The sequence below is a fragment of the Paenibacillus phytohabitans genome (assembly GCF_013141775.1).
GTDB classification, from domain to species: domain Bacteria; phylum Bacillota; class Bacilli; order Paenibacillales; family Paenibacillaceae; genus Paenibacillus_AQ; species Paenibacillus_AQ phytohabitans.
The window spans coordinates 51,625-78,145 of the sequence record NZ_WHOB01000017.1 but is presented as its reverse complement, the minus strand read 5'-3'; the positions used below and the strand labels follow the sequence as shown (position 1 = coordinate 78,145).

The following is a 26,521-nucleotide window of genomic DNA, read 5'->3' as shown; positions in this document are numbered from 1 at the left end:
TCATATATTTATTTCCAGTTCTATGTACGCGCTTTGACAGGCGGGGTTTCAGGTTTGAAATTTGAAATTGGAGCGTTATCATTCATCCTAATATGATATATTTAATATTGAAGTTTAGGCTCGACCCGACGAAGGAGTACCACATGACACAATTTGTCTACAAGCAAATTATTGATGACCTCAAAATGAAGATTTTTGCGGGACGGTTTGCTGATATGAGATTGCCGGATGAGCGTAGTCTCAGTGAAACGTATCAGGTTAGCCGCAGTACAATTAAGCGTGCGCTGACCAAGATGGAGAGCTACGGCATTATTTTCAAGAAACGCGGATCGGGAACCTTTATTAACCCGCTGTACATAAAAAACGATTCGATTTTTAATTACGAGGGCTCTAATCTCGGGGTTTCTGACAACTTCCAGATGCATGGCAAGAAGCCGGAGATCAAAGTACTGAACTTCGAGGTTATCCGGCCAACAGAAGAGCTTCAGCGTGATTTGTTCTTGCAGCCCCATGATTTTGTATATAAAATTGTCCGCCTGCGCCTGTTTGATGAGGAGCCCTTTATGATTGAGACCGGATATATTCCGATTAAAATCGTACAGGATCTCGATATGGCGATTATCGAAGGATCGATCTTTCATTATCTGGAGGAGTCGCGCAATCTGGCGGTTACCAAATCCTTTTTATCTATTTTTGCCGAGCCTTCCCTGCCTAGTGATCAGGAATTGCTCCACTTGAAGGAGAATGAGCCTGTTGGAATCATGGAAGGGATCTTCTTCCTGGATAACGGGACGCCGTTTGAATTCTCGCATATGCGCTTCCATTACCAGTACCTGAAATTCAACACATTCGTGTCTGTTCATTAAGGAAAGATAAGAATAATGTAATCACGAAAGACCGGGAAGATAGTTCCGGTCTTTTTGGTTTGCCCCAGGAAGTTCCAGAAGGGGATGGAGGTTGAAAAAAGGCTTGTGAAATAAATTACAATCTCATACATAGTTATAAAAATTATCCTTATTTTATAACTAATTTGCTGCGAACTTCATACTATGTTCAAAATTTCACAATATTGGACCGTATCAATTGCTAAAAAGATTGAATTTATTAAAGCCAGGAGTATGATGTAACTGTAGAAGTGATACATTCAAAATACAAAGATAAAAATTAGGGAGTGGAAGAAATGGGATTATCAATCGCACAGGTGGATTATTCTTCTAAAACTTATTTGGCAAAGCTTGACGCCTACTGGCGCGCAACTAACTACATCTCCGTCGGTCAGCTCTATTTGAAGGATAACCCGTTGTTAAGAGAACCTTTGAAGGACGCAGACGTAAAAGTGAAGCCGATCGGACACTGGGGCACCATCCCTGGGCAGAACTTTATCTATGCGCATCTGAACCGCGTAATTACTAAATATGATTTGGATATGTTCTATATTGAAGGTCCGGGCCATGGCGGTCAGGTTATGGTATCGAACTCCTATCTGGACGGAAGCTACACTGAAATCTACCCGCAGATCACTCAGGATATCCCTGGACTGAAGAAATTGTTCAAACAGTTCTCCTTCCCGGGCGGAGTGGCTTCCCATGCTGCCCCAGAAACACCAGGATCGATTCATGAAGGTGGTGAGCTGGGTTACTCCTTGTCTCACAGTGTGGGCGCAGTTCTGGATAATCCGAACCTGATCTCGGCAGTTGTTGTAGGTGACGGCGAAGCAGAGACCGGACCTCTGGCGGCTTCCTGGTTCTCCAACCGGTTCATTAACCCGATTACAGATGGTGCGGTGCTGCCGATTCTGCATTTGAACGGCTTCAAGATCAGCAACCCGACCATTCTGTCCCGGATGTCCAGAGAAGAGTTAACGGCTTATTTTGCAGGAAGCGGCTGGGAACCGTTCTTCGTGGAAGGCGAGAACCCTGATCTGATGCACCTGGAAATGGCTAAGGTTATGGACACCATTATTGAGAAGATCGAAGCGATTCAGAAGAATGCCCGTGAAAATAACGATACCACACGCCCTGCTTGGCCGATGCTCGTCTTCCGTACGCCTAAAGGCTGGACCGGTCCGAAAGCGTGGGACGGCGTGCCGAATGAAGGCTCCTTCCGGGCCCATCAGGTGCCGATTCCGGTAGATCAGAAGAACATGAAGCATGCACCAGCATTGCTCGAATGGCTGAACAGCTACAGACCTGAAGAATTATTTGATGAGAATGGCCGTTTGAACGCTGATCTGGCTGAGATTCTGCCTGTAGGCAACAGACGTATGGGGATGAACCCTGTAACGAACGCCGGTAACCTGATCAAAGATCTGCACAAGCCGAATTTCCGCAACTATGCACTGGATAATTCCATACCGGGTCAAGTGATCGCGCAGGATATGGCGGTACTGGGCAAGTATCTGAAAGAGGTTGTAACGCTCAACGAAGAGAACCGCAACTTCCGGATCTTCGGACCGGATGAAACGATGTCGAACCGTCTGGGACCTGTGTTTGAAGTAACCAAACGCCAGTGGATGGATTCCATCAAGGAACCGCAGGATGAATTCCTGGCTCCTTATGGCCGTGTCATTGACTCCCAATTATCCGAGCATCAGGCGGAAGGCTTCCTGGAAGGATATGTATTGACCGGACGCCACGGCTTCTTTGCCAGCTATGAAGCGTTCCTGCGCGTTGTTGATTCGATGATTACCCAGCACTTCAAATGGCTGCGCAAGGCTACAGATCAAACTTGGCGCGCAGATATTCCATCCTTGAACGTTATTGCCACATCAACCGTGTTCCAGCAGGATCATAACGGTTACACTCACCAGGATCCGGGTCTGCTGGGTCACCTGGCTGATAAGAAGCCGGAATTTATCCGTGAGTATCTGCCGGCGGATGCCAATTCCCTGCTGGCTGTCTTCGACACCATCCTGAATGACCGTCAGAAGATCAACCTAATTGTATCGTCTAAGCACCCGCGTCCGCAGTGGTTCTCGGCAGATGAAGCTCAGGAACTGGTGGACAAAGGCCTCAAAATCATTGACTGGGCAAGCACCGACAAGGGCGGAGAGCCGGATGTGGTTATTGCTTCGTCGGGTACAGAACCTACTATGGAGAGCTTGGCTGCAATTTCGATTCTCCATGAGAAGCTGCCTGAGCTGAAAATCCGCTATATCAACGTGGTAGATCTGCTGAAGCTGAGAAGCCAAAAGCTCGATCCGCGCGGCTTATCTGACGAGGAGTTTGATCAATTTTTCACAAAGGATAAACCGGTCATCTTCGCCTTCCACGGCTATGAAGGCCTGATCAAAGACCTGTTCTTCGACCGCCACAACCATAACCTGCATGTACATGGCTACCGCGAGAATGGCGACATCACTACACCGTTCGATATGCGCGTACTCAACCAGATGGACCGCTTCGACCTCACGAAGGAAGCTGTGCTGAGCTTGCCGGATGCCGGCAAATATCAGAATATCGCTGACGAAATGGATGCCATGGTGAAGAAACATAACCAGTACATTCGTGAAGAAGGCATCGATCTTCCAGAGGTTGAGAACTGGGTATGGAAGGCTTTGAACTAATTAACGTTCACACGTGTAATTTGAATTCATTATAGTAAGCTCTCAAGAGGGGAGTGCTCCGGGTGGTCATGATAATGACTGCGGGGCACTCTTTTTGTGCTGGATAATATGAAGCTGACGGGTAAGCTTATTTATGAGCGTTTTGTCAAAAAAACTGCTGGGCTCTCGAACGATTGGAACCTTTGACGAATGAAGGATTTACGGCGGTTTTTAGTCTATACTAGTGTAAAGTTAGACTACTAGTATTTTGGATAATCAGGAGGCTGCAGATGAAGAAAATGAATAGGTTCATAGCTCCTCCTCTTCAGTTTGAGGTGTTAGAGCATGACCGCGTAATTGCCAAAGTGAAACTGGATTATATAAATCAAACGGTTGATGTCTGGCAAGATGATAAGGTTGAACCTGTTTTCTTGCCTTTTCCAGGTAAAACAAAGGTCCTTGTGGGCGATGTGCTGGACTATTTCGAGTCCCGCTGTGTACCGCGTACCCGGCATCACATCGATAAAATACTGCAATCCCTCGGACTGCAAGAATATGTTCCTACCGATATTGTGAAAAAGACGCATGGCGTTCTGTATGATGATTATGTATGGATTAGATTCTCTGGTGAGGAGCTGAAATGTACGGATGTCCATCCCCGTTATGCAAGTGAACAAGGAGTTCCGGCAAACCTTCGTTAGCAGCAGTAAAGGCGATCAAATGAAGTGGAAAATGGGATTATCCTTTAAGTATGAGTATTTGTTTGTCTGAGTGAAGCCGGGAGCGGGCCGATTGTCTTCGGCGGCTCCGGCTGTAACGCCTTCTTGCGCTGCGTATCGGCGAGTGCAGGGACGCCATTGCTGCCGTTCATCTCAACCATATGCTTCCAGTACCGCTTGGGCATCAGCGAGGAGCGCAGGCGTTCGTTGCGGCGTTCTTTGATCCCGATCGCATGATAGAAGCCTGTCCATAAGCGGCGATAGGCTTCTTCTGCTTCATCCGGCTCGGGTGCTATCCAACCGCTAAGCGGTATGATGGCCTCCCGTCCGGGTTCGTGAATCAGCGCCGCCTCGTGGGTCTGGTCGTAGATCATGAAGCTCTCATTCTGAAACCGGTCGCAGAAATGCTCCTGAATCACAGGAAGGATGTATCCCTGAGGCTCAATGACAGCAGCCATGACCGGACCGTATACGGAGAAACGGACAAAACCCAGATACAGATGACCTTCCCGCCGAAGCTGCTGGACCGCCTTCTGTAAGGCGTGTACCGTATCATCGGCAAGCATGTTCATTACCTTGCGGCCATGCTTGAAGCCGAGATACAGGAAGTTCAGCAGCAGCAGTTCCTTCCCCGGTGTGTTTGACCAGAACCCCAGACGGACCAGTTCTTCCGCTTCCGGAGAGATGCGGAGCGGAATGGATTTAAGGACCCTCTCGGCCTTCTCCTTGTCAGTTTCTATCCACTTCGATTCCAGTAGAAGGCCTTGCTCCTCACCCTCTGAATGAACGGCAAGCGGAATCTCCTTCCAGGTATAGCTCTCAAATACACAGCACAGTAAACCTTCAAAGCTGCCATCGTAGGTATAAGCTAGAGCGGACGGCTTGAACATCAGGCTTCCGCTCCTTTCTTGAACTCTGCCCATCCTCCTGCAGCCGGCAAGGCCGCTGCGTAGTGGTCGTCGAACAAGGTCAGCTGCTCAACTTGGTGCGGCTGATAGGGAGCCAGCTGCTGTCCGGACATTAGTGAACGAAGCAGCGTGTGTTCACTGACCTTCAGCCCTTCCAGCGGTTTGCCCTTGCAGGTGATGAAGAATTGGGCACGCTTGAGCACGACACCCAGCTTTTTGAGTGCCTGGAAATCCAGGGTTCCTGCCCGTCTTGCCTTGACTATCCGCTGTGCGCTCCTTACGCCGATACCGGGTACACGCAGCAGCATTTCATACGGAGCGCGGTTGATCTCAACCGGGAACTGCTCCCGGTGGTTAACGGCCCAGCTGCATTTCGGATCAAGCAGCGGATTGAAGTTGGGTACGGCTTCGTCCAATAATTCGCTTGCCTGAAAGCCGTAGAAGCGCAGCAGCCAATCAGCCTGATAGAGCCGGTGCTCCCGCAGCAGCGGCGGTTTGGTGTCCAAAGAGGGCAGCAGCGAATCCTCGATCACCGGGGTATAGGCAGAGAAGAACACGCGCTTCAATGCGTACTTCCGGTACAAGCCCTCCGTTAGATTCAGAATTTGATAATCCGTATCGGGCGAAGCGCCCACAATCATCTGCGTGCTCTGGCCGGCGGGAGCGAAGCGGGGAGCGTGATTATATTTAACAATATCGGAGCTGTTCTCCGTAATTCGGTCTTTGATCAGCCCCATCGGCTTCAGGATGGAAATCTTGCTCTTATCAGGAGCGAGTATCCCGAGACTCTCCTGCGAGGGCAGCTCGATATTGACGCTCATACGGTCAGCGAGCAGTCCGAGTCTGGACAGCAGGGCGTCGTCAGCTCCGGGAATCGCTTTTACATGAATATAGCCGTTGAAGTGGTACACATTCCGCAGCAGCTCCAGTGCCGCTATCAGTTGCTCGGTTGTATAATCCGGATTGCGCATAATCCCTGAGCTGAGGAACAGCCCTTCTATGTAATTGCGGCGGTAGAACTGCATGGTAAGATCCGCGATCTCTTCGGGAGTAAAAGCCGCCCGGCGGACGGGATTGGATTTGCGGTTGACGCAGTAGGCACAATCATAGACACAGGCGTTGCTCATAAGCACCTTCAGCAGTGAAATACAGCGGCCGTCCGCCGCGAAGCTGTGGCAGATGCCCATTGCAGTAGTACTGCCCAAACTTCCGGCCTGGCCTTTGCGGTCTGAACCGCTTGAAGTGCAGGCTACATCATATTTCGCTGAAGCGGTCAGAATCTCAAGTTTCTCCATAACATCCACGGTCACAAGCCCCCTCATAGACGAAAGTATAACCCGAACATGTGTTCTTGTCAAAGGACTTCGCTATGTTCCGGTTACCCGTGCAGAATGTATGCGCATTCCTTATTATGCTATAATAGTTTTTAATGGTTCATAGCATTTAGAACTGTACTGTTTCTGAAAATTGGGTTAGGAGTGTTGCTGGGAATGAGAGGATACAACATTTGGCGGCCAATCATGCTGATTGCGGTTGCGTTGCTTACGAGAACCTTGGTCTCAAGTATTTGTCTGATGTTTGGGATGTCGCAGGAATCGGCAAGCAGCGTCGCCATGCTTGGTATGGTTGTTGCCGCTCTTGTAATGTATAACCGTATGATGAAGAGCCGCCGCCGCAAATAAATAGAAGGTCCGTAAGTTCCCCGGGTGAAACAAATCGTATGCGAGAACATTTGAAGACACCCGCACAGGTGTCTTTTTTCATGGATTGGGGAATTACACCATTCTCCAAACCTTAGATGGAAACAGCATTGGAGGTGGGCTGCTGCGGCGGCCAGAAATAGATGGATTTTCTCCACTTGCTAATGAACGTAAGAGCCTTTGCCAAGCAACAGTTGGAAAAACAGCACTTAATAGGCTGCAAATAGATCAGTGTCGAGATAATGCAGTAGAATAAATGACGTTTATCCATTTAATTACGTCTAACTCTCGAAAAAATCTAAATTAGGATACGTTTTTCCAATTAATTATGCGGAATGCATGATACCCCTATGACCACCACTGTATGTCACTACTAATTTCAATGGGAATTTAGCCGGCAACGGTGATCATGAACTAATCTAATGTAGTAAGGTGTTGATTCTCCCTCTGGGCGAAGAGAATGCGGCTGCCCGGTTTTGCTTTTTAAGCTGCAGAGCTTGTATATTAGGGCTGTAGCTTTTATTCTTAGAAGGATATGCTATATAAATAACAACAAAGGTTCAAGATATCGTGAATCCCGTAAGGGAGGGTGTTATCTATAGAATCAATACACGTTGGGAAACGAACAAACAGGAGGAAACCAATTGAGTACACAGAATATCGGAGTGCCGTTAGAGGGTTTTGCAGAATTTAGCCGGGTAGTAGCCGCAGAGGGCACGGTGTTGCTTAAGAATGAGGGGCAGGTGCTTCCGCTTGGAAACGGCGAGAGCGTTGCCATTTTTGGCAGAATACAAGTGAATTACTACCGCAGCGGTACAGGATCAGGCGGAAGTGTTCATGTTGCATATACGACTAACCTGCTCGACGGTCTGCGCAGCAAGAAGAACATCAGTGTTAATGAAGAACTGGCAGCAGCTTACGAGGAATGGATCGGACTTAACCCGTTTGACGACGGCGGAAAAGTATGGGCGGCTGAGCCGTGGAACCAGAAGGAAATGCCGCTTACGGATGAGCTGGTGAAGAAAGCAAGAAGCCAGTCGGCCAAGGCTGTCGTAGTGATTGGACGTACCGCCGGTGAGGATCAGGACAATGCCGATGCACCGGGAAGCTACCGGTTGACGGAAGATGAGAAGGCTATGCTTACGCAGGTTACGGCTCATTTTGAACAGACTGTTGTTGTGCTTAATGTCTCGAATATTATGGATATGAGCTGGGTTAACGATGCCGGATATGTACATCCCATCTCTGCTGTAATCTATTCCTGGCATGGCGGTATGGAAGGCGGCAATGCGATTGCCGATGTACTGGCCGGAGAGGTGACGCCAAGCGGCAAGCTGACGGATACGATCGCGTATTCCATTGAGGATTACCCGTCCACAAGCAACTACGGCAATGAGTTCAAGAACCTGTATGAGGAAGATATCTATGTAGGATACCGTTATTTCGAGACCTTCTGTCCGGATAAGGTTCAGTATGAATTCGGCTATGGCATCTCCTACACCACCTTTGAGCTTGCGCCGGAGGAAGCGAAGCTGGTGGACCAGGCGGGTGAACCACAGATTCAGATCGGTGTAACTGTAACCAACACAGGAGATACCTACTCCGGTAAAGAAGTGGTACAGGTATATTATGAAGCGCCGCAGGGACAGCTGGGTAAACCAGCCAAAGCGCTGGCGGCATTCGGGAAGACTAAGCTGCTTGAGCCGGGAGAATCCCAGCATCTTACAGTAAGCTTCCCGCTCCATTCCCTGGCTTCGTATGATGACGCCGGAGTGACCGGGCATCCTTCCGCTTATGTACTGGAAGCTGGAACCTACCGCTTCTACGTGGGAACCAGTGTTAAAGCCGTGACGGAAGTTAACGTAGATGGACAAGCAGGTTATGTTCTGGATGAGCTTAAGGTTGTAGAGCAGCTGCAAGAGGCGATGGCACCGACTGAGAGCTTCAAGAGAATGAAGCCGGGGGCCCGGAAGGAAGACGGCTCTTATGAACTGATCTCTGCTGAGGTGCCGGTACGCAAGGTAGATATGGCAGCGCGGATTGAAAGCAATCTTCCGGAGACACTGGTACAGACCGGCAATCAGGGCCACACCTTGAGAGATGTTCATGAAGGCAAAGTCAGCATGAATACGTTCATTGCCCAGCTCAGTGACCATGATCTGGCGGCGATTGTCAGAGGCGAAGGAATGAGCAGCCCGCTGGTTACGCCGGGTACGGCTTCGGCTTTCGGCGGAGTCAGCGACAGCCTGTTCAGTTACGGTATTCCGGTTGCCGCTACAGCAGACGGCCCGTCCGGTATCCGCATGGACAGCGGACAGAAGGCAACCCAGGTATCGATTGGAACCCTGCTTGCCGCTACATGGAATGCAGAGCTGGTTGAAGAGCTGTATGTTATGGAAGGCCAGGAATTGTTACGCAACCAGGTGGATGCTTTGCTGGGACCGGGTCTTAATATCCGCCGCAGTCCGCTGAACGGGCGTAACTTCGAATATTTCTCTGAAGACCCGCTGATCTCCGGGATCTTCGCTGCCGCGTGCACACGCGGTATTATGAAGGGCGGCTCCAATGCCACGCTGAAGCATTTCGCCTGCAACAATCAGGAGAAGCACCGCAGCAAAGTGGATGCTGTCGTATCCGAACGCGCGCTGCGCGAGATTTACCTGAAGGGCTTCGAAATCGCTGTGAAGCAGGGCGGTGCGAATTCGATCATGACCTCCTATAATCCGGTCAACGGACACTGGGCAGCTTCTAACTATGACCTGAATACCACGCTGCTGCGCGGTGAATGGGGCTTCCGGGGGATTGTAATGACCGACTGGTGGGCAATCATGAATGATGTCGTGAATGGAGGGACTGCGGACCGCAAGAACACGAACTGGATGGTCCGGGCACAGAACGATCTGTACATGGTAGTATCCAATTATGGTGCGGAAGTCAACGCCTATGATGACAATACGCTCGAATCATTGGAGAATGGAACGCTCACCCGCGGCGAGCTTCAGCGCTCGGCCATCAACATTTGCGAATTCATCATGCAGGCACCGGTCTTCTCCAGAAAGCATGAGATTGTAGAAGCTGTCGAGACCTTTAAGGCAGACTCTTCCCTGGCGGTTGAGCAGGTTCAGGTGCTCGGCCAGAACGCACAGGTTGCACCTAGTGTGTCTGGACCAACCTATATCCAGGCGGATGAAGCCGGTGAGTACCGGATCTTCGTCAGCATCATGTCCCCGGAACCTGAGCTTGCCCAAAGCGCCTGCAACGTGACCCTGAACGGACAGCCAGTGACCACCATTCAGACGAACGGGACAGAAGGCAAATGGATCAGACAGAAGCTGGTCAAGATCGGACTTGAAGCCGGTCTGTATGAAATGAAGCTGGACTTCGTCAAACCGGGTCTGGAAATTGAGTGGATTGAATTCAAACAGGTGTAACAGCTTTTAATTTCAGGACACCCTCCGGGGTGTCTTTTTGCGTCCGCATACCTGCAGCACTCCCGAATAAAATAGGGGTATAACTGCTACTATTAAGGGGTGAGTATGGAAAGATGCAAATACATGTTGTGCAGACTGGACAGACGCTGTACGGGATCGCTGATGCTTATGGCGTGAACATGGATACGATAACTGAGGCGAATCAGTTGTCTGCGCCAGGGAGACTGGTCATTGGACAAACGCTGGTGATTCCTATGGTAGGCCAGTATTATTGGGTTCAACAGGGGGATAGCTTCTATAGTATCGCGAAGAGATTCGGCCTGAAGGCCAGCGAGCTGGCGGAAGTGAACGGGCTGACGCTGAACCAGCCGCTGCAGGCCGGGTTCCGCCTGTACATACCTCCTGTGCCAAGGCGGCAGGCAGAAGTGAATGCCTATATTGAGCCGAGAGGGGAAGCGGTCTCCCAGGCGCTGCAGAATGCTGCCGCAGAAGCTGCCCCTGAGCTTACGTATCTGGCTCCGTTTAGTTTCCGGATTAAGCGGGACGGCTCGCTGCAGGCGCCGCCGCTGGATAATCTGGCTTCAATCGCGGCGCAGAACCGGGTCACGCTGATGCTGGTCGTCACGAATCTGGAGGATGCCCAGTTCAGCTCGGAGCTGGGACGGATTATACTGAATGATGTTGCGGTGCAGGACCGGCTGCTGGAGAACATTGTGACAGAGGCGAAGCGGCTGAATTTCAGAGATATCCACTTTGATCTGGAATTCCTCCGGCCGGAGGACCGCGAAGCGTATAATGCCTTTTTGCGCAAGGCAGCGGACATCATTCACAAGGAGGGCTTCCTGATGTCTACCGCACTTGCACCCAAAACCAGTGCCTCCCAAACCGGGGCCTGGTATACGGCGCATGACTATAAAGTGCATGGCCAGGTTGCTGATTTTGTCATTATTATGACCTACGAATGGGGATACAGCGGAGGTCCACCGATGGCCGTTTCGCCTATAGGACCGGTGCGTCAAGTGCTGACGTATGCGTCCAGTGAAATTCCCCCCGGCAAAATTATGATGGGCCAGAATCTGTACGGCTACGATTGGACTTTGCCTTATGTGGCTGGCGGAGAGTATGCCAAAGCGCTTAGCCCGCAGGCGGCAATTGATCTGGCGAGGAACAGGAATGCCGCCATTCAGTACGACTATAAAGCCCAGGCTCCGCATTTCGATTACACCGATGACGCAGGCCGGCAGCATAAGGTATGGTTCGAAGATGCCCGCTCAATTCAGGCCAAGTTCGATCTGATCAAGGAGCTGGATCTCCGGGGCATCAGCTATTGGAAGCTTGGGCTGCCTTTTCCGCAGAATTGGCTGTTAATAGAAGATAACTTCAATGTGGTCAAAAAATAAACCGGCAACGTCCCCCTTTTTGGCAGAAAAGCAGCTGAAAAAGAAACGGCTGGCGCCCTCAATAGGAGTGCACAGCCGTTTCTGCTTATGCCGCTGCTTATGCCGCTGCTTATACCGTTACAGTGTTAGCCCATCAAGCCCTTGAGACCGCCCAGGAAGGGCCGGATCGACTTAATCATATTGTAGCCCATCTTCATGACAGGCATCGCCTTCTGCACCATTCCGAACATCCCCATGAATTTCCCCAGACCTCCGATACCGGCAGCTCCGCCTGCCCCGCCCATGAACGATCCGAGTAAAGGCATGAAGCCGGAGACATCTGCTTTCCGGGCACCTGAAGACGATTTCCGTTTAGACTTATGATGTGTGATTGTTCTGGAAAGGATCACTGCTTCTTTATTAAGGTCTGTTATCCATCCTACATATGAACGTCCATCATGCAAAGTAATGCAGACCGGCCGGCCCTTCAACTGCTGCGCCCGCTTGCGGATTTTTGTTGAATTTGCCATTCGTCACTCACCTCATTGTTCTATTTACTATATTTTACTCAGAACCTGGAAGGCGGCTTGTGCGGGTATGGAGTTTTCCGGAATAAATTGAACAACCATGTGCTGTATTTTCCATGAAAATATCGTAGTATCAATATGTAGTGGTATAATCTGCCATTTCTTATTCTAATCCAAGGAGGAGAGCCGTTTGACAAACATCCGGAATCTGGCGGCATTTATCTGTGCCCGTAATTCGGAAAGCCAGCAATGCGGGTACGTGGGCAGCACACTTGATGATATTCTTCATGACCTGAGTGACGGTATGGCAGAATCAAGCCTCGTGTTGTATGAGGGAGAAGAAATCACGGGCGCAATTATATTGGACACCTATGACGTAGGCGGTGGACAAGAGGATATAGAAGTGTGGGGACCCTATTATTCCGCCCGCCCTGAGGATGAACTCCAGCTGTTATTCAGGTATCTGAGCGAAGCCGCCGACTCAGCGGCGATCCGGTATATCCACTTGTTCACCCGTGAGGATAATGTTCCCCTGATTAAATATGCCGCCCGCTATCGTACCGAAAAGGTAAGAACCCATTATCATTATTCGATGGATACTGATTTACCGCTTAATAGCAGCAGTTACGGGGACCTGTCCATTGTGCCCGTCACAGAGCCTGAGTCGGAGTGGCTGGATCAGATTATTGAACTGCATAATCAAGGCTTCCAGGGAGCGACTTTGACACAAGAGGATATCACAGCGGAAATAGAGGATAGCGGCAACAGTGATTATGATATCTACGCCGTTCTTAACGAGGGTTCTGTCATAGGATACATAATTGTTAGAAGAAATGCTCTGACCGGTATCCTCCATCTGGAGTACATCTGTATCCGCCCTGATGAGAGAAGCCGGGGAACGGGCAGGAAGTTGATTGCCTATCTGGCGGAGACCTATAGAGGTCTGGGTTATACGCGCATCGGGCTGGATGTCAACGAGGAGAATGAAGCAGCGGTCCGCTTCTATGACAAGAACGGGTTCAGCAGGGATAGTGTAATGAAGCATATCATTATCGGCGGGAAGATGGAGCCGGCGGTGCTGGCGTAAGGACAGTGCAATTCAGATCAAATATGGGGAAATGCTCTTTGTTATGATTCTTAATGAAAGGAGGGGAACATCATTGTACGAATGGAACGAGATGGTTCAGCTCATGATTGACTGGATCGAAGAAGACCTTGCGGCTTCGCCCACGCTGCTGAAGATGTCTGAACAGCTGGGATATTCGCCGTATTATTGCACCAAGCAGTTTCATGCTCTGACCGGGATGACGCTGCGGGATTACATCTGGCAGCGCAGAATCGGCCGGGCGGCCCTGGAGCTGAGGGATACGGATACGCGGATACTCGATATTGCCGTGAAGTTCGGCTTTTCTTCACAGGAGGCATTCTCGCGGGCGTTTCTTAGAGCCTTCAAGATCACTCCCCATGCCTACCGCAAAGCCCCGCGGCCGATTCCGCTCGCCATTCGGGCCGAGGTGTTCTCCCCTTATCATTATCTGATCAGGGAGCGGGATAGAATGAGACAAGTGCATTTGCAGGAAGCAGAGATCAAGCTTGAGTTCATACCGGCGCATAAATTCATCGGCATCCGGGATATCGACTCGAAGAATTACGGAGGGTTCTGGGAGAACGGACATGACTGCGATGAGGTCTCCGGAACGCTGGAGAGCATGTCTCATCATACACTTCCAGGGCAGCTGGGCCAGACTGCAGGCTGGTTCTATCAGGATGGGCGCAAGGGTTACCTGTACGGCATTCCTGTTGCAGCAGACTATGATGGTGAAATACCGGAGGGCATGGAGTGCCGTGATGTGCCGGAATCGGAGTATCTGGTCTTTTTTCACCCGCCGTTTGATTATTTGCAGGACAATGGGCAGGTGATGCGCATCGTAGAGGAAGTGGCCTGGAATTATGATCCGGCGGCCATGGGCTATGCATGGGACGAAGAGGTCAAGCAGGACTATCAGCGCCATTTCCCCGAAGGGTACGGGTATGCAGTGCTGCGGCCGGTCCGTAAATTGGCTTAATCCGCGGGCTGCCGCCCAAACAAGGAGAAGCGCCCAGCGCTTCTCCTTGAGCCATTTCAGTTCAATCCTCTGTTATGCCAAGCACTGTCTCTGCAAGTGTATCTCCCCGGCGCTCCAATGACGCTACCAGCGTCAGTAGCTCTGCCTGCTTTTCCCGTTGCCGGGCCGTCCAGCTAAGTCGGGGTGAGGCTCCTGTCTTCCGGACTACAGCAGGATCGGCAAGATTCTTATAAAAGTCTTCGAGCAGAGCAGCCATTTCAGCATATACCCCGGCCATTTCCGACAAGGCTGTCAGCTCACGCGGATCCTGCACCAGAGGCAGAGATTCCTGCAAATAGGCGGCGGCACTTCTTCTGGCATCGGCCAGCGCCATCATGCAGAAGTGGTTGACTGAGAGCCTGCGGCTGTACGCTTCATCCTCCGCTGCAGCATACCACTGATGGTCCAGTAGTCCCTCGCTCCATACTTCCAGAGCCTTGTAGCCGGCTGTATAACAGCTATTGCCTTCGGACTCCATATGCATAGAATCCAGCTTAATCCGAAGGGAAGCATACAGATTATCCAATGCAGAAGGGAGCATGGTCTGTTCGCCAAGACGGATAATCTTATAGGGCCAATGATCGACATGAAGGAAACCCTTGCTTACCTCCATATACATCTGGAATTCGGAGTCTGCTTCAAGCGCTTCAAAGGTCTCATCGTCAAAATAACTCCGGCACAGCAGGGTCAGTCCATCCTCCAAATATCCAGTAATCACTCCCCATTCAGGTGCCACCCTGAGATTAATGGCTATTGGCAGCCTGCCTGCACGAATATCCTCGAGAATCGCCAGCTTCTCGGCTGCGCGCTGCTGCGGCTCAAGCCGGTTGGCCTGGATGGCGTGTATTCCATAAGCTGTGCAGGCTGGCACGGAGTAGTCATAGACGACTAGCGCATCCGCAGAGCTGTAATCCCACACCGGTTCAAAGGCGGCCCTCCAGCATGCTCCTGAATAGCCCATAACCCGCTCATAGGTTGTCTCTATCCCTCTGGCGGCAAGTGAGAGCGTCATTGCTCCTGCCCAGGAGCAGTCCATCCCCCGGCCGAATCCCAGCCGGCTGATTCCCTCTACAATGCACTGCCGATCGGCAGGATCACTTTGGCAGAGAGAGGCCCGGTCCGGACTGTAATGAATCTGTTCGCCTTCTGCACAGCTAATAGCATGAATGCCATGACCATTCAGGTACACCAGCAGCAGGTAGTCATTGTCTTCATTGTCAATCAGACTCGGAAACAGCTCATGCGAGGCGGTGAAAGAATTCCACCGGAAGTGCTCATAATGCTTCATTTTCTGTAAGACGCTGCGGTTCGCCTGTTCATTACCGTAATTGGCTTCAAGAATCTGCAGCTCATTGCCGCCGGAGACATAGCCGGTAGAATGAACATCTATCACCAAAAGCTGGTCCTTCAGCACATAAGTTGAATAGATTCCCGCTGGGGTCTCATAGGTAACGAGCAGCAGCTTTAGACGGTCACCCGCTAAAGATTGGGGAAAGACCTGATCCCCGGCAATTAAGCTTAGGCGGTTCGAGGTAACAAATTGATTCACGAAATGAGTAACATCCAGCTCCTGCCGGCCATCCGTGTAGATGGCTGAGAGCACCACAAGCTCTTGAGGCAGCAGAATGCTGTCGATCGAGTGACTTAATGCAGCGGATAGCAGGGGGAGGGTCGCCGTCTCCGGCAGGGATTTACCGGTTTCCCATTTGGACACCGCCTGGGTGCTAACATGCAGCTGCTGCGCTAATTGTTCCTGTGACAAGCCTTTTGTTCTCCGGAGCGTGGCAATCCTTTGTCCAACCTTTTCGCTACTAACCATACAAAGTACAACTCCTATAATGGATTTCGACGTCGTAACTCTATTATAATCTGAACTCCTGATATGACCATTTATTGGAGTATAGGCCCGAAGATGGAAAAATCAACTGCAGGTTGATGCACACGGTTTTTTCGGATGCCTACCGGATGCCGCTGTTATAGTCCTCCGTTCCTGATTTCCGCTTTATTCAGAATATCCTCCTATGATAAATATCTTAAACGAAAAAAATAAAAAAACTCTTGTTCTTCCGACAAAATCATGATATATTAATTCTTGCATTGCATTGAATCTTTTCTTTGCGGTCATGGCGGAATTGGCAGACGCGCTGGCTTCAGGTGCCAGTGATAGCAATATCGTGGAGGTTCGAGTCCTCTTGACCGCATACAGCTTTATACGTAGTGCAAGCGAAAGCTCTTCTTCCTGAAGAGCCTTTTTTATTTTCTGCGGAAGTTTGCCGCAACAAGTCTAAACATAAGAGAAGTGAATTTGTAATGGAGCCCAGCAGCAGTATGAAGCCCAGCCAGCGATTCCTTGAGAAGCATTTCTCCGGAGAATCCATTGACTATCGCCAGATCATAGCGTTATTCCTCCCTGTACTGGTGGACCAGGCCTTCGTGGTCGGGCTGAACCTCGTCAATACAGCGATGATCAGCTCCTCAGGAGTAGCAGCAATCAGTGCGGTGAATATGATAGATTCGCTGAATATTTTTCTGATCAGTGTGTTCATCGCCGTATCCACAGGGGGCACGGTCGTTGTAGCCCAGTACAAAGGGAGCGGCAATGAGCTAATGGTCTCCAAGGCAACCGCCGGAGCGGTGTCTTCCGTTTCTTTGATGGCTTTTTGCATCGGCTTATTCGGAATTGTGTTCCATGGCCCGCTGCTGCATTTATTGTTCGGTGCGGCTTCGCCTGAGGTAATGGCCAACGCCCGGACGTATCTGATCGGCAGCAGCTTATCCTATCTGGGGATTGCTGTGATGGAGGCGGTATGCGGCGCGCTGCGCGGCATCGGGCGGACGAGGGCATCGCTCGTACTGTCACTGATTATGAATTTCTCCTATGTGCTGCTGAACTTTGTCTTCATTAACGGGCTGCATATGGGTGTGTTCGGAATGACTATTGCCATTAATATATCGCGGTATCTTGCGGCCGCCTGCTCGCTGATCTATCTCTTCCGGCTGGACAGCAGCCTGCATGTGAAGATCCGTGACCTGCTGGTGCTGAACTGGACGATGCTTCGGAGAATTATGTCGATCGGCCTGCCGTTTGCGGCGGAGCAGATGTTCTTCAACGGCGGGAAGATTCTCACGCAGATCTTCATCGTCAGCCTGGGCACCTATGCGATTGCTACCAATGCGATCAGTTCTACGCTGGCGGGAGTGATGCAGATTCCGGCGAATGCACTGTCCCTGACGCTGATTACGGTGGTCGGTCAATGCATAGGAAGCCGCAATGTCAAAGATGCACGCAAATTCGTGAAGTCCTTCCTGTGGCTGTCTTCGGCCTCTTTTATACTGATGGGACTGCTGATCTTCCCGCTATTCAATCCGCTGGTATCGATGTTCCATCCGCCGCAGGAGATTGTCCGGGATATCTTCATCGTCTTCCTGATCAACTCGCTGGCCCAGATTCCATTATGGTCGATCAGCTTCATTACCCCTTCGGCGCTTAGAGCGGCGGGTGATTCCAAGTTCACCTCGATTGTGTCCATGCTCTCGATGTGGCTGTTCCGCGTAGTGCTCGGATATATTCTGGGGATTGTGCTGAACATGGGCATTATCGGGGTATGGCTGGCAATGAACTGTGAATGGGGGATACGCGGCTTCATCTTCATACGGCGTTTCCTCGGCGAGAAGTGGCTGCAGCACAAGGTCATTTAAGCCAAACCTGTCCCGAGCATCCGCTGAAAATAAACAAGAACCCATTCTCCGCGTTCAGGCGGAGGATGGGTTCTTATGCATAAGTACAGGCCTTGCGTTACCGGTAATATAATGTGCGGCTGCAGCCTATCCCTTAAGTCCGGTAGTCGAGATGCCCTCGACGAAATACTTTTGGCAGAAGAAGAAGAGCAGTACGCAAGGAACGATGCTGACAACCGACATTGCCAGAACTTGATTCCACGACACGGCAGAGGAGGCATCCAGCGAGAGACGCAGTCCCAGGGATATGGTGAATTTGCTCACGCTGCTGATATAGATAATCGAGTTGAAGAAGTCATTCCAGGTCCACATGAACTGAAAGATCCCGACGGAGAAAATAGCCGGCTTGCAGAGCGGAAGCAGCACCCGGGTGAGCACGGTGAAGGAATTGCAGCCGTCAATTGTCGCCGCCTCATCAAGGTCGCGCGGCAGCCCGCGGATGAACTGGATCATCAGATAGATGAAGAATGCGCTGGTGGCGAATGCGGCGGGAATGATGAACGGCAGATACGTATCCAGCCAGCCCAGCTTGTTGAACAGGATGTACCGCGGAATCATCACGGAGGCGTTCGGCAGCATCAGGGTAGCGATCATGACGGAGAAGAGCAGGGTCTTCAGCGGGAAGTTGAACCGGGCGAACCCGTAGGCTACCAGCACGCTGGACACGATGGTGAAGATGACGGTTGGAATGACAAGCTTCAGCGTATTGATGAAGAAATCCTCAAACCCATATTGCCCGGTCCCCTGCCAGCCCAGCTTATAGGCATCCCAGACATAAGTCGTCGGCAGCAGCCGGCTAGAGCCGAAGATATCGGCATTGGTCTTGAAGGAAGAAGTGAACAGCCAGATCAGCGGGTACACCATAACGAGGCCGAGGACAATCAGAAAAATATAGTTAAGCCAGGAGTTCTTTGAATCATGCTGCAGTTCTCTCATTGTTATTTCCCTCCGTCCTCGTAGTGTACCCAGCCGCCGGATGATTTGAAGATTACTGCGGTGACGGCCATGATGATTAAGAACAATATCCATGAAAGCGCTGAGGCGTAACCCATCTTGAAGAAAGTGAAGGCCTCCTCATAGAGCTTCAGCGCATATAGATAGGTGGATTTCATCGGTCCGCCATGGGTAATGACGAAAGCGCCTGTGAATTCCTGGAAGGCATTGACCATCTGCATCACCAGGTTAAACAGCACAATCGGAGTCAGCATAGGTACGGTAATGCGGAAGAACATGCTGAACCGGGAAGCGCCGTCGATCGAACCGGCTTCATACAGATCATTAGGAATCTGCTGGATACCGGCCAGAAACAGTACCATGGACGAGCCGAACTGCCATACAGTGAGCAGCCCCAGTGTGTATAGGGCAATGTCCGGACTGCCGAGCCAGTCGACTGGTCCAAGATGAAGCCGGGCCAACAGGCTGTTGACGACGCCCTCTTTCATGAAGAGGAAACGCCACAGGACTGAGATTGCCACACTTCCTCCCAGTATGGAGGGCAGGTAATAGACCGTTCTGAAGAAGTTGATCGCTTTCAGCTTGGCGCTGAGCAGCATGGCGACGAACAGGGCGAAGGCCAGCTTGACCGGAACAGCCAGCAGCACATAAATGCCGGTTACCTTCAGGGATTGATAGAAATCGGGATCTTCTGTAAAGATTTTATGATAATTGTCCAGTCCGACCCACTTGGGGGCGCTGACCATGTTGTAATCGGTGAAGGAGTAATACAGGGACGAAATAAACGGATACAACTGAAAGATCAGCAGGCCGATCAGCCAGGGCAGGATGTACAGGTAACCAGCATACTGATAGTTTCTTCTAACTTTGATTTTACGCCGGCCGGACTTCGGTATCTTGTTTAGAATGGATTGCGTTACAGACACAGCAGGTTCTCTCCCTTCCTATGGGGCGGTTATTCTCTGTCTTGTAGGTCTTTCAGCTTGGAGGTCAGGCTGGCAATCAGCTCATCCGCCGCCTGCTCTGCATTCGATTTGCCGTAGCTAACCTTCTGGACGATATCGTCCATGATTTTCTGTACTTCAGAGTTATTGGCAACGGCATTATCGACTAGTCCTGCATGGCTAAGGCCCAGCTCAACGGCATTGGTGATGGCGGCGTCAATCTTGCCGGCCGTAACGGCTGCTTCCTGTGAAGCCTTAACCGGTGGTACAGAGCGGACATCCCCGAGAAGGGCTGCTGCCCCGGGATCATTCATGAACCAGCTCAGGAACTTCACAGCTTCGGTCTTATGCGCGCTGTCATTGCTGACAGCGAACAGCTGCGAAGGTCTGACCAGCACGCCGGAGTCCTTGGCATCCTTGGCAATTACGGGAAGAGCGGTAATGACCTCGGTGCCTTCCGGCAGTACAGTCTTGAGGGAAGGCAGGATGCTGCTCATCGATGGAGCAATGGGAATCTCCTGATTGATCCACTTCGGATTCTGATCGATTTTGCCGAAGAACAGATCGCTTTCACCCAGCGGCTGATAGACACCAGCCTGCATTGCCTGATAGAGCCAGTCGAAGCTTGCCGCCGCATCCTCTTTGGTGAAGCCCAGCGTGTAATCCTCCTGGACCCACTGCTTGCCGGTGCGCTGCTTTAGCATTGTGACCATATCCTGACGCAGTGCGGCATGGTCGGTCAGCAGGAGATATTTCGAGCTGTCCTGTGCATGCAGCTGCTTACCGGCCTCAAGGAGGGAATCCCAGGTCCACTGGGCGGCGGAATCCACATTCAGCTTATCGGCCAGTGACTTGTTGATGATCAGGCAGTAGGCGTTAACGCCTGTAGGTACAGCGGCCAGCTTGCCGTCATACATGCCGTAATTGTCCAGGAAGCCCTGGTCGAAACCGGAAGCATCGAATTCCGGCTGCGTGTTCAAGTCGACGAAGAAATCGCCTTTCTTAGTCAGCTCCTGCAGCCATGGCAGATCAAGCTGCATGATATCGGCCGAGGTTTTGCCGGCAAGCTGGGTCTTGATCTTCTGCTCGTAGCCGTCAAAGCCCTGGTATTCTGCCTCAATGGTTACATTTGGCGCAACCTGCTTGTAGGCCTCGATTGCGGCCAGCGTTGCGGCATGGCGGTCTTCGCCGCCCCACCAGCTGAAGCGCAGCGTCACCTTCTCTTCTGCATTTGCGGCATTGCCGGCGTTTGTACTGGTGTTCGAAGCGGATTTGCCGGAAGAGCAGCCGCCGAGGAGTGAAGCGAGCAGCAGAGATGCCAGGCCCATGGCCCCCCATTTGTTTCTTTTCATGGTCATTCTCCTTTGAATGCTTTAGTGTAAGCGCTTTTAATTATAAGATGCCTGATGGGCTTTTATAAGGGAGCCAATCTTAGATTAGGGTATCATTTTCCACGTGAATTAGAGGGGAAGGTGTCCTGATGTTGTGAAAGGAATCATTTCTTCAGCAGTTTAATTCATCATGCGAATGGCCTGCAATATGCTCCTGGCGTTCTGATATACTGAATGTAAGCAGTTACATTGAAACTGCATTGCAACCAGGGGAGGCAGGCGGCGGGATGTATAACCTATTGATTGTGGATGATGAAACGGAGACACGCGAGGCGCTTTCCAGTTATTTTCCGTGGAATGAGATCGGATTCCATATCATCGGCCAGGCCGGCAACGGACGCGAGGCGCTGCGTTTCATTGAAGGCGAGGAGCGGGTGGACATTGTGCTGACTGATATCAAGATGCCTGTAATGACCGGGATTGAGCTGGCCGAGGATCTATATAGAAGCAAACGGGATATCAAGGTAGTCTTCCTGAGCGGATACCGCGATTTCGAGTATGCCCAGCAGGCCCTGCATTACAGGGTCAGCAATTATGTGCTTAAGCCGGCGAAATACCATGTGCTGCTGGATGTATTCGTCAAGCTCCGGGAGGAGCTGGAGGCAGGCAATGTGGAGAAGGAGCGTTCAGCGGCAGAGGATCTGCAGGGGAGCGATGAGAGCTTCATTATCCGCCAGATCAAAGACTATGTCACAAGCCATTATCAGAATGCCTCACTCGAACAGGCGGCCCGGCTGGTCCATATGAATGCCAACTACCTCAGCTTCTTTTTCAAGCAGAAGACGGGCCAGAATTTCTCGGACTATGTGATTCAGCATAAAATGGAGGTAGCCGCCGGACTGCTGCAGGACATGAGCTTCAAAACCTATACGGTCAGTGAAATGGTCGGCTACAGCAATGCCAAGAACTTCACCCGCACCTTCAAGAGCTATTATGGCAAAACACCCAGTGAATACCGGAACGGTCCGGCCGCCCCATGAGAGAAAAGTATTTCGTCAAGCAGCTGGCCATCTTTCTGATTCCTTTGCTGATTCCGGTCATTATTCTGGGCTCGCTCTCGATGTTCTCCGCCCAGCGCGATATCAAGGCAGATATCAATCAGAACAGCAGCTTTCTGCTGCAGCAGTCGAAGACCCAGCTGGAGATGATCCTGAATGAACTGGACACGCTGTATCTTGCCCTGTACGATAACGCCGATATTTTTAACGAATTGTCCGCTGTACTTAAGAACCCCTCGTATACCTACGAGAGCTCAAACACGAACCGGATTATCTCCAGTTTCCTGAATGCTTTTACAAGCTCCAAGCCCTATATCCAGTCCTTCTATCTGTATGTCGATAATCCGTACAACCGGTTTCTGTCCTCTGTAGACGGGCTGGTGACGCTGGATCATTTCTATGATACCGACTGGTACGGGCAGTTCAGCCGCTATGAGGGCCCCCCCGCGAAATGGACGGCAAGGCGCGAGCTGAAATTCTATTCCTTCGAGACGAAGCCGACTGCAGTGGTAACCTTCTATAATGTGCTGGTACCGCGCAAGATTGCGATTATTCTTAATATCCGGCCCAAATATATTGAGAGTCTGTTGAATGACATTACCCGTTATCCCACACAGCAAATGTTCGTGCTTGATGAGAATAGCCAGGTGATCTTCTCCAATGGGCGCGGGGAGCTTCCGCAGCATGCGGAGCTACTGAAGATTGCAGAGCAGCCGGAGTTCTTCTTCGATATGGACACACCGGCAGGGAAGGTAAATGTAACGAAGGTGGAATCAGAGCGCTACAAGTGGAAGTACGTATCGGTTATTCGCCATTCAGAGCTGTACAAAACGCCGTCACGCATTCTGTATTACACACTGGTGTTTGTGGCTGTCTCTGTAGTCTGCGGCTTTCTGCTGACCTTCGTGCTGATCCGGCGCAACTACAAGCAGCTTAAGATGATCAGGATGATGATCAAGGCTGCAGATGACAGCCATTTGCTGCTGAGGCCGCCCGCCAAGGTCAAGGACGAGTACTCCCTAATTGTCCAGAATATGATGACGCATTTCATCGAACACCGCTATATCCGCACCCAGCTGCTGGAGAAAAAGTATCGTCTGCAGGTAATGGAGCTGCTGGCGCTGCAGTCCCAGATTAATCCCCATTTCCTGTATAACACGCTGCATTCCGTCTATTGGGAGTCAGTTGCGCTGACCGGCAAGCCTAATAAGGCGAGCGAAATGATCGAAGATCTCTCGGATATTCTCTCCTACTCCTTCAGCAATCCTACAGGAACGGTGACCTGGGAGAACGAGCTTGGCAACACTATCAGCTACGTCAATATTCAGAAGAAGCGCTACCATGACAAATTCGAGTGTATCTATGAATACGACGAAGAGCTTGCCCGTCTGTATACCTTCAAGCTTGTACTGCAGCCTTTGCTTGAGAACAGTATTTATCACGGAATTAAGGAAAAAGCGGGTCCGGGTCTCATTAAGGTAAAGTTCGTGCGCAGAGGAGAGCAGCTGTCGCTCAGTGTGACCGACAACGGTATAGGCATGACCGCAGAGCGGGTGCGTGAGGTCCGGCACCGGCTGGATGCGGATGAGGAGCGGACGGAGCATCTCGGACTCTACAATACGAACAAAAGATTGAAGCTGACGTACGGCTCGGCCTATAGCCTGAGTATCCGCAGCAAACCCGGATGGGGGACCAGGGTAGAGCTTGTGGTGCCCTGTGTCTGGAATGAGGCTGAACTGTCGGGCCGGGAGCGGAGTGATGTCTCATAAAAAAAAGGCGTGCACTCCGGTTTGGGCCGGGAGGCACGCCTTCTTCTATAAGCCCAGCGGGAAGGGAAGACGGCTGGACGGCTACGCCTTCCAGATATCGTCAACCTTCACCGGCTGGCCGGTCTTGATCGAGCGGTTGGCGGCAATGCCGGTCATAATCGACATTGCTCCGTCCTTATGCGAGGCTGCGCGGTTGAAGCGGTCTTCCTGCTTCTTGTCAAAAATATCACGCAGCAGCACCGGATCGCCGCCGCCGTGTCCGCCTGCGCTGCTCTCGAACTCCACGCGGTAAGGCTCTTTGAAGTGCGGATAGATCATGATATTCACGCCTTCCAGCGCGCCTTCGTTTTCTTTTTTGCCGCCGGAATTAACGTAGGACTGCTCGGTAATGCGGACCTCCATCCGTCCCTGTGTGCCGTTGAAGACGATGATGAAGCCTTCCCACGGCATATACGCGTTGAGCGAATAGTTCATGACCGTCTTATTCTTATATTTGACCATAACATTCATCGTATCTTCGATGCTGATATTGTCTCCGAAGACGCTCTGGTCGCGCTGGTAGCCGTCTTCATGCTCGGCATCCAGATACATGCTCTTCAGGTGCTCATTGCGGTCCAGATGGAGCGCGAACGGGTCGTTCTCGGCAGCCTTGCTGCCGTAGGCACGCTGGTAGAACTCGGTGATGCCGCGTTTCTCGGCATTCTCCTTGCCGTAGAAGCGCAGATCGCCCATCGCGAACACGGTATCCGGCTGTGAAGCCAGCCAGAAGTTCATCAGGTCGAAGTGATGCGTCGATTTGTGCACCAGGAGGCCGCCGCTGTTGCGTTTGTCGCGGTGCCATCTGCGGAAATAGTCCGCCCCATGCTGGGTGTTCAGCAGCCATTCGAAATTGACGGACAGGATCTCGCCCAGCACGCCGTCCATAATGACCTCGCGGATCTTCGTGTTATGCGGTGCATAGCGGTAGTTGAAGGTGACACGCAGATTCTTGCCGGTACGCTCGATGGCATCGAAGATCTCCTGGCATTTCTCTTCGTCAATCGTCATCGGCTTCTCGGAAATGACGTCACAGCCAAGCTCCATTGCGCGGATAATATACTTGTGATGCGTGCGGTCAATGGTGGTTACCAGTACATAGTCAGGCTTGGTTTCGGCAATCATCCGGTCGAAATCTTCGGCTTTGTAGGTAGGCACATCATGATAGCCGTATTTGTCAGTCAGCATATGATTAGCGAAATTCATCCGCGTCTGATTGACATCACAGATAGCGACCAGCTCGGACGTTTCGTTGTAAACGGTAACAAGAGCGCCGTAGAAAAATTCGGCCCGGCCACCGGTGCCGACGATTACATATTTCTTTTTGGACAAGGGGATCACTCCATTTACTTGGATTTGATTCTATTTTATAGTATAGGAAATGCAGAAAGTGAACGGTATTTAGTCTATTTAACCGGAAAGTATGCATATCTTATCCTGGCGGGAGGCCTGGTGCAGAGTGGAGCCCATCTTTCAGATCGAGCAGCTCAAGCGGAGCGGATATTTCAATATGGACATCGACCACTTCCATGATTTCTACGAGATTTACTATCTGCTGTCCGGGGAACGGCATTACTATATCCGCAACCGCATTTACGCGCTGGAGGCCGGAGATCTTGTATTTATTAACAAAAATCATCTGCACCGCACAACGGGCGGAAACCACCAGCCGCATGAGCGGGTCCTGGTCAGCTTCGATGATTCGTATCTGGAACCGGCCGCTCCCGGGCCGAACTGGATGAGTATTTTTGAGGGGGAGAGCTTCCTGCTGAGGCCTACTGCGCATGAACAGGGAGTGATTGCTGATTTGCTCCACGCCATGCTGGGGGAACAGAAGGAGGCTAAGCTGTGGGGCGGTGAATATACCAGGACGCTGCTGCTGCAGCTGCTGATCCAGCTGGAGCGGATACGCAAGGCGAAGCCCGCTCTGGTCTCTCCCGAACAAAGCGAGGGGCAGCGCCGGGTGTATGGCATCATTGAATATCTGGATGCGCACTACGGCGAGAAGCTTACCCTTGGCGGGATTGCCGAGCAGTTCTTCATCAGCTCCACGTATTTGTGCCGGACGTTCAAGCAGACGACAGGCTTTACAATTATCGAGTACCTGAATTATGTCCGCATCCGCGAGACGAAGACGCTGCTGACGGAAACGGACTGGCCGATCACCCGGGTTGCAGAAGCGACGGGCTTCGACAGCATTGCTCATTTCGGGCGGATGTTCAAGGGAATTACGGGGCGCTCTCCGCTGCAGTACCGCAAGCAGCACCGGGCATAACCAGGAGCTTCGAATTTGATAGAGTGTAACCGTTTTAATAGTCGGCAGCAGATTTGTGGAGCAGTATAGAGCGTGTACTAAGATAACGCAGTGTAATCCAGAG

The 26,521-nt window shown here is 51.3% G+C and carries 20 protein-coding genes and 1 tRNA gene; 13 read left to right on the top strand and 8 right to left on the bottom strand.

Annotation, left to right across the window (positions count from 1 at the left end; all coding sequences use genetic code 11):
* Nucleotides 1-143: 143 nt before the first annotated feature.
* From GC101_RS04890 to GC101_RS04880, 3 genes are all read left to right on the top strand, one after another.
* Nucleotides 144-866 (top strand): GntR family transcriptional regulator, encoded by a 723-nt coding sequence (locus GC101_RS04890; RefSeq protein ID WP_042132808.1) that lies wholly within the window; start codon nucleotides 144-146, stop codon nucleotides 864-866.
* A gap of 314 nt (nucleotides 867-1,180) precedes the next feature.
* Nucleotides 1,181-3,565 carry a phosphoketolase family protein gene (locus GC101_RS04885; protein ID WP_171716351.1) on the top strand — a complete coding sequence of 795 codons (2,385 nt, stop codon included), beginning with the start codon at nucleotides 1,181-1,183 and terminating at the stop codon, nucleotides 3,563-3,565.
* A gap of 269 nt (nucleotides 3,566-3,834) precedes the next feature.
* The gene (locus GC101_RS04880; protein WP_171716350.1) at nucleotides 3,835-4,245 is read left to right on the top strand and encodes a hypothetical protein; all 411 of its coding nucleotides are present in this window, start codon (nucleotides 3,835-3,837) and stop codon (nucleotides 4,243-4,245) included.
* A gap of 44 nt (nucleotides 4,246-4,289) precedes the next feature.
* Here the strand turns inward: GC101_RS04880 and GC101_RS04875 are convergent, their stop codons facing one another.
* Nucleotides 4,290-5,153 (bottom strand): TIGR03915 family putative DNA repair protein, encoded by an 864-nt coding sequence (locus GC101_RS04875; protein ID WP_171716349.1) that lies wholly within the window; start codon nucleotides 5,151-5,153, stop codon nucleotides 4,290-4,292.
* Nucleotides 5,153-6,466: a putative DNA modification/repair radical SAM protein gene (locus GC101_RS04870; RefSeq protein WP_246354177.1), complete on the bottom strand. Its 1,314-nt coding sequence runs from the start codon at nucleotides 6,464-6,466 to the stop codon at nucleotides 5,153-5,155. Before GC101_RS04870 ends, GC101_RS04875 begins: the two co-directional genes overlap by 1 nt.
* A gap of 195 nt (nucleotides 6,467-6,661) precedes the next feature.
* Here GC101_RS04870 and GC101_RS04865 point away from each other — a divergent pair, with 195 nt between their 5' ends.
* The 3 genes from GC101_RS04865 (at nucleotide 6,662) to GC101_RS04855 (ending at nucleotide 11,702) form a co-directional block, all read left to right on the top strand.
* On the top strand, nucleotides 6,662-6,853 hold the full coding sequence (locus GC101_RS04865) for a hypothetical protein (protein ID WP_039296893.1): 192 nt from the start codon (nucleotides 6,662-6,664) through the stop codon (nucleotides 6,851-6,853).
* A 662-nt stretch (nucleotides 6,854-7,515) separates the two neighbouring features.
* On the top strand, nucleotides 7,516-10,302 hold the full coding sequence (locus tag GC101_RS04860; protein WP_171716347.1) for a glycoside hydrolase family 3 C-terminal domain-containing protein: 2,787 nt from the start codon (nucleotides 7,516-7,518) through the stop codon (nucleotides 10,300-10,302).
* Nucleotides 10,303-10,415: 113 nt separating this feature from the next.
* Nucleotides 10,416-11,702 (top strand): glycoside hydrolase family 18 protein, encoded by a 1,287-nt coding sequence (locus tag GC101_RS04855; protein ID WP_171716346.1) that lies wholly within the window; start codon nucleotides 10,416-10,418, stop codon nucleotides 11,700-11,702.
* A 125-nt stretch (nucleotides 11,703-11,827) separates the two neighbouring features.
* On the opposite strand, the gene GC101_RS04850 is transcribed toward GC101_RS04855, so the two are convergent.
* Entirely contained in the window at nucleotides 11,828-12,211 is a 384-nt protein-coding gene (locus GC101_RS04850) for a hypothetical protein (protein WP_171716345.1), read from the bottom strand.
* Nucleotides 12,212-12,398: 187 nt separating this feature from the next.
* Here GC101_RS04850 and GC101_RS04845 point away from each other — a divergent pair, with 187 nt between their 5' ends.
* Together GC101_RS04845 and GC101_RS04840 are read left to right on the top strand one after the other, a co-directional pair.
* Nucleotides 12,399-13,295: a GNAT family N-acetyltransferase gene (locus GC101_RS04845; RefSeq protein ID WP_171716344.1), complete on the top strand. Its 897-nt coding sequence runs from the start codon at nucleotides 12,399-12,401 to the stop codon at nucleotides 13,293-13,295.
* Between the two features lie 73 nt (nucleotides 13,296-13,368).
* Nucleotides 13,369-14,274, top strand: a complete 906-nt coding sequence (locus GC101_RS04840; protein WP_171716343.1) for an AraC family transcriptional regulator — start codon at nucleotides 13,369-13,371, stop codon at nucleotides 14,272-14,274.
* 61 nt (nucleotides 14,275-14,335) lie between these two features.
* Here GC101_RS04840 and GC101_RS04835 read toward each other — a convergent pair whose 3' ends face one another.
* Nucleotides 14,336-16,132: a helix-turn-helix domain-containing protein gene (locus GC101_RS04835; protein ID WP_171716342.1), complete on the bottom strand. Its 1,797-nt coding sequence runs from the start codon at nucleotides 16,130-16,132 to the stop codon at nucleotides 14,336-14,338.
* Nucleotides 16,133-16,430: 298 nt separating this feature from the next.
* On the opposite strand from GC101_RS04835, the gene GC101_RS04830 reads away from it, so the two are divergent.
* Nucleotides 16,431-16,514 (top strand) — tRNA-Leu (locus GC101_RS04830).
* 127 nt (nucleotides 16,515-16,641) lie between these two features.
* Nucleotides 16,642-18,012, top strand: a complete 1,371-nt coding sequence (locus tag GC101_RS04825; RefSeq protein WP_042140638.1) for an MATE family efflux transporter — start codon at nucleotides 16,642-16,644, stop codon at nucleotides 18,010-18,012.
* A 126-nt stretch (nucleotides 18,013-18,138) separates the two neighbouring features.
* Here GC101_RS04825 and GC101_RS04820 read toward each other — a convergent pair whose 3' ends face one another.
* The 3 genes from GC101_RS04820 to GC101_RS04810 are packed head-to-tail and all read right to left on the bottom strand — an operon-like array spanning nucleotide 18,139 to nucleotide 21,301.
* Nucleotides 18,139-18,987, bottom strand: coding sequence for a carbohydrate ABC transporter permease (locus GC101_RS04820; RefSeq protein ID WP_171716341.1), 849 nt, complete (start codon nucleotides 18,985-18,987; stop codon nucleotides 18,139-18,141).
* Between the two features lie 2 nt (nucleotides 18,988-18,989).
* Nucleotides 18,990-19,931, bottom strand: coding sequence for a carbohydrate ABC transporter permease (locus GC101_RS04815; protein ID WP_343049593.1), 942 nt, complete (start codon nucleotides 19,929-19,931; stop codon nucleotides 18,990-18,992).
* 29 nt (nucleotides 19,932-19,960) lie between these two features.
* Complete coding sequence (locus tag GC101_RS04810) at nucleotides 19,961-21,301, bottom strand: ABC transporter substrate-binding protein (RefSeq protein WP_171716340.1); 1,341 nt, start codon at nucleotides 21,299-21,301, stop codon at nucleotides 19,961-19,963.
* A gap of 266 nt (nucleotides 21,302-21,567) precedes the next feature.
* Here GC101_RS04810 and GC101_RS04805 point away from each other — a divergent pair, with 266 nt between their 5' ends.
* Both GC101_RS04805 and GC101_RS04800 read left to right on the top strand, forming a co-directional pair.
* Nucleotides 21,568-22,320, top strand: a complete 753-nt coding sequence (locus GC101_RS04805) for a response regulator transcription factor (protein ID WP_171716339.1) — start codon at nucleotides 21,568-21,570, stop codon at nucleotides 22,318-22,320.
* On the top strand, nucleotides 22,317-24,107 hold the full coding sequence (locus GC101_RS04800) for a cache domain-containing sensor histidine kinase (RefSeq protein ID WP_171716338.1): 1,791 nt from the start codon (nucleotides 22,317-22,319) through the stop codon (nucleotides 24,105-24,107). The genes GC101_RS04805 and GC101_RS04800 overlap by 4 nt, the downstream gene beginning before the upstream one ends.
* 81 nt (nucleotides 24,108-24,188) lie before the next feature.
* Here GC101_RS04800 and GC101_RS04795 read toward each other — a convergent pair whose 3' ends face one another.
* A complete protein-coding gene (locus GC101_RS04795; RefSeq protein ID WP_171716337.1) occupies nucleotides 24,189-25,475 on the bottom strand; it encodes a Gfo/Idh/MocA family oxidoreductase in 1,287 nt (428 codons plus the stop codon).
* 127 nt (nucleotides 25,476-25,602) lie between these two features.
* Between GC101_RS04795 and GC101_RS04790 the strand changes: the two genes are divergently transcribed.
* Complete coding sequence (locus tag GC101_RS04790) at nucleotides 25,603-26,418, top strand: helix-turn-helix domain-containing protein (RefSeq protein WP_343049592.1); 816 nt, start codon at nucleotides 25,603-25,605, stop codon at nucleotides 26,416-26,418.
* Nucleotides 26,419-26,521 lie beyond the last annotated feature (103 nt).

Bases quoted from the DNA above. Each gene is read 5' to 3' on its own strand.
- GC101_RS04800 (WP_171716338.1), top strand. From the start codon at position 22,317: ATGAGAGAAAAGTATTTCGTCAAGCAGCTGGCCATCTTTCTGATTCCT.
- GC101_RS04865 (WP_039296893.1), top strand. From the start codon at position 6,662: ATGAGAGGATACAACATTTGGCGGCCAATCATGCTGATTGCGGTTGCG.
- GC101_RS04835 (WP_171716342.1), bottom strand. From the start codon at position 16,132: ATGGTTAGTAGCGAAAAGGTTGGACAAAGGATTGCCACGCTCCGGAGA.
- GC101_RS04890 (WP_042132808.1), top strand. From the start codon at position 144: ATGACACAATTTGTCTACAAGCAAATTATTGATGACCTCAAAATGAAG.
- GC101_RS04875 (WP_171716349.1), bottom strand. From the start codon at position 5,153: ATGTTCAAGCCGTCCGCTCTAGCTTATACCTACGATGGCAGCTTTGAA.
- GC101_RS04870 (WP_246354177.1), bottom strand. From the start codon at position 6,466: ATGGAGAAACTTGAGATTCTGACCGCTTCAGCGAAATATGATGTAGCC.
- GC101_RS04885 (WP_171716351.1), top strand. From the start codon at position 1,181: ATGGGATTATCAATCGCACAGGTGGATTATTCTTCTAAAACTTATTTG.
- GC101_RS04820 (WP_171716341.1), bottom strand. From the start codon at position 18,987: ATGAGAGAACTGCAGCATGATTCAAAGAACTCCTGGCTTAACTATATT.
- GC101_RS04810 (WP_171716340.1), bottom strand. From the start codon at position 21,301: ATGAAAAGAAACAAATGGGGGGCCATGGGCCTGGCATCTCTGCTGCTC.
- GC101_RS04825 (WP_042140638.1), top strand. From the start codon at position 16,642: ATGAAGCCCAGCCAGCGATTCCTTGAGAAGCATTTCTCCGGAGAATCC.
- GC101_RS04855 (WP_171716346.1), top strand. From the start codon at position 10,416: ATGCAAATACATGTTGTGCAGACTGGACAGACGCTGTACGGGATCGCT.
- GC101_RS04880 (WP_171716350.1), top strand. From the start codon at position 3,835: ATGAAGAAAATGAATAGGTTCATAGCTCCTCCTCTTCAGTTTGAGGTG.
- GC101_RS04805 (WP_171716339.1), top strand. From the start codon at position 21,568: ATGTATAACCTATTGATTGTGGATGATGAAACGGAGACACGCGAGGCG.
- GC101_RS04850 (WP_171716345.1), bottom strand. From the start codon at position 12,211: ATGGCAAATTCAACAAAAATCCGCAAGCGGGCGCAGCAGTTGAAGGGC.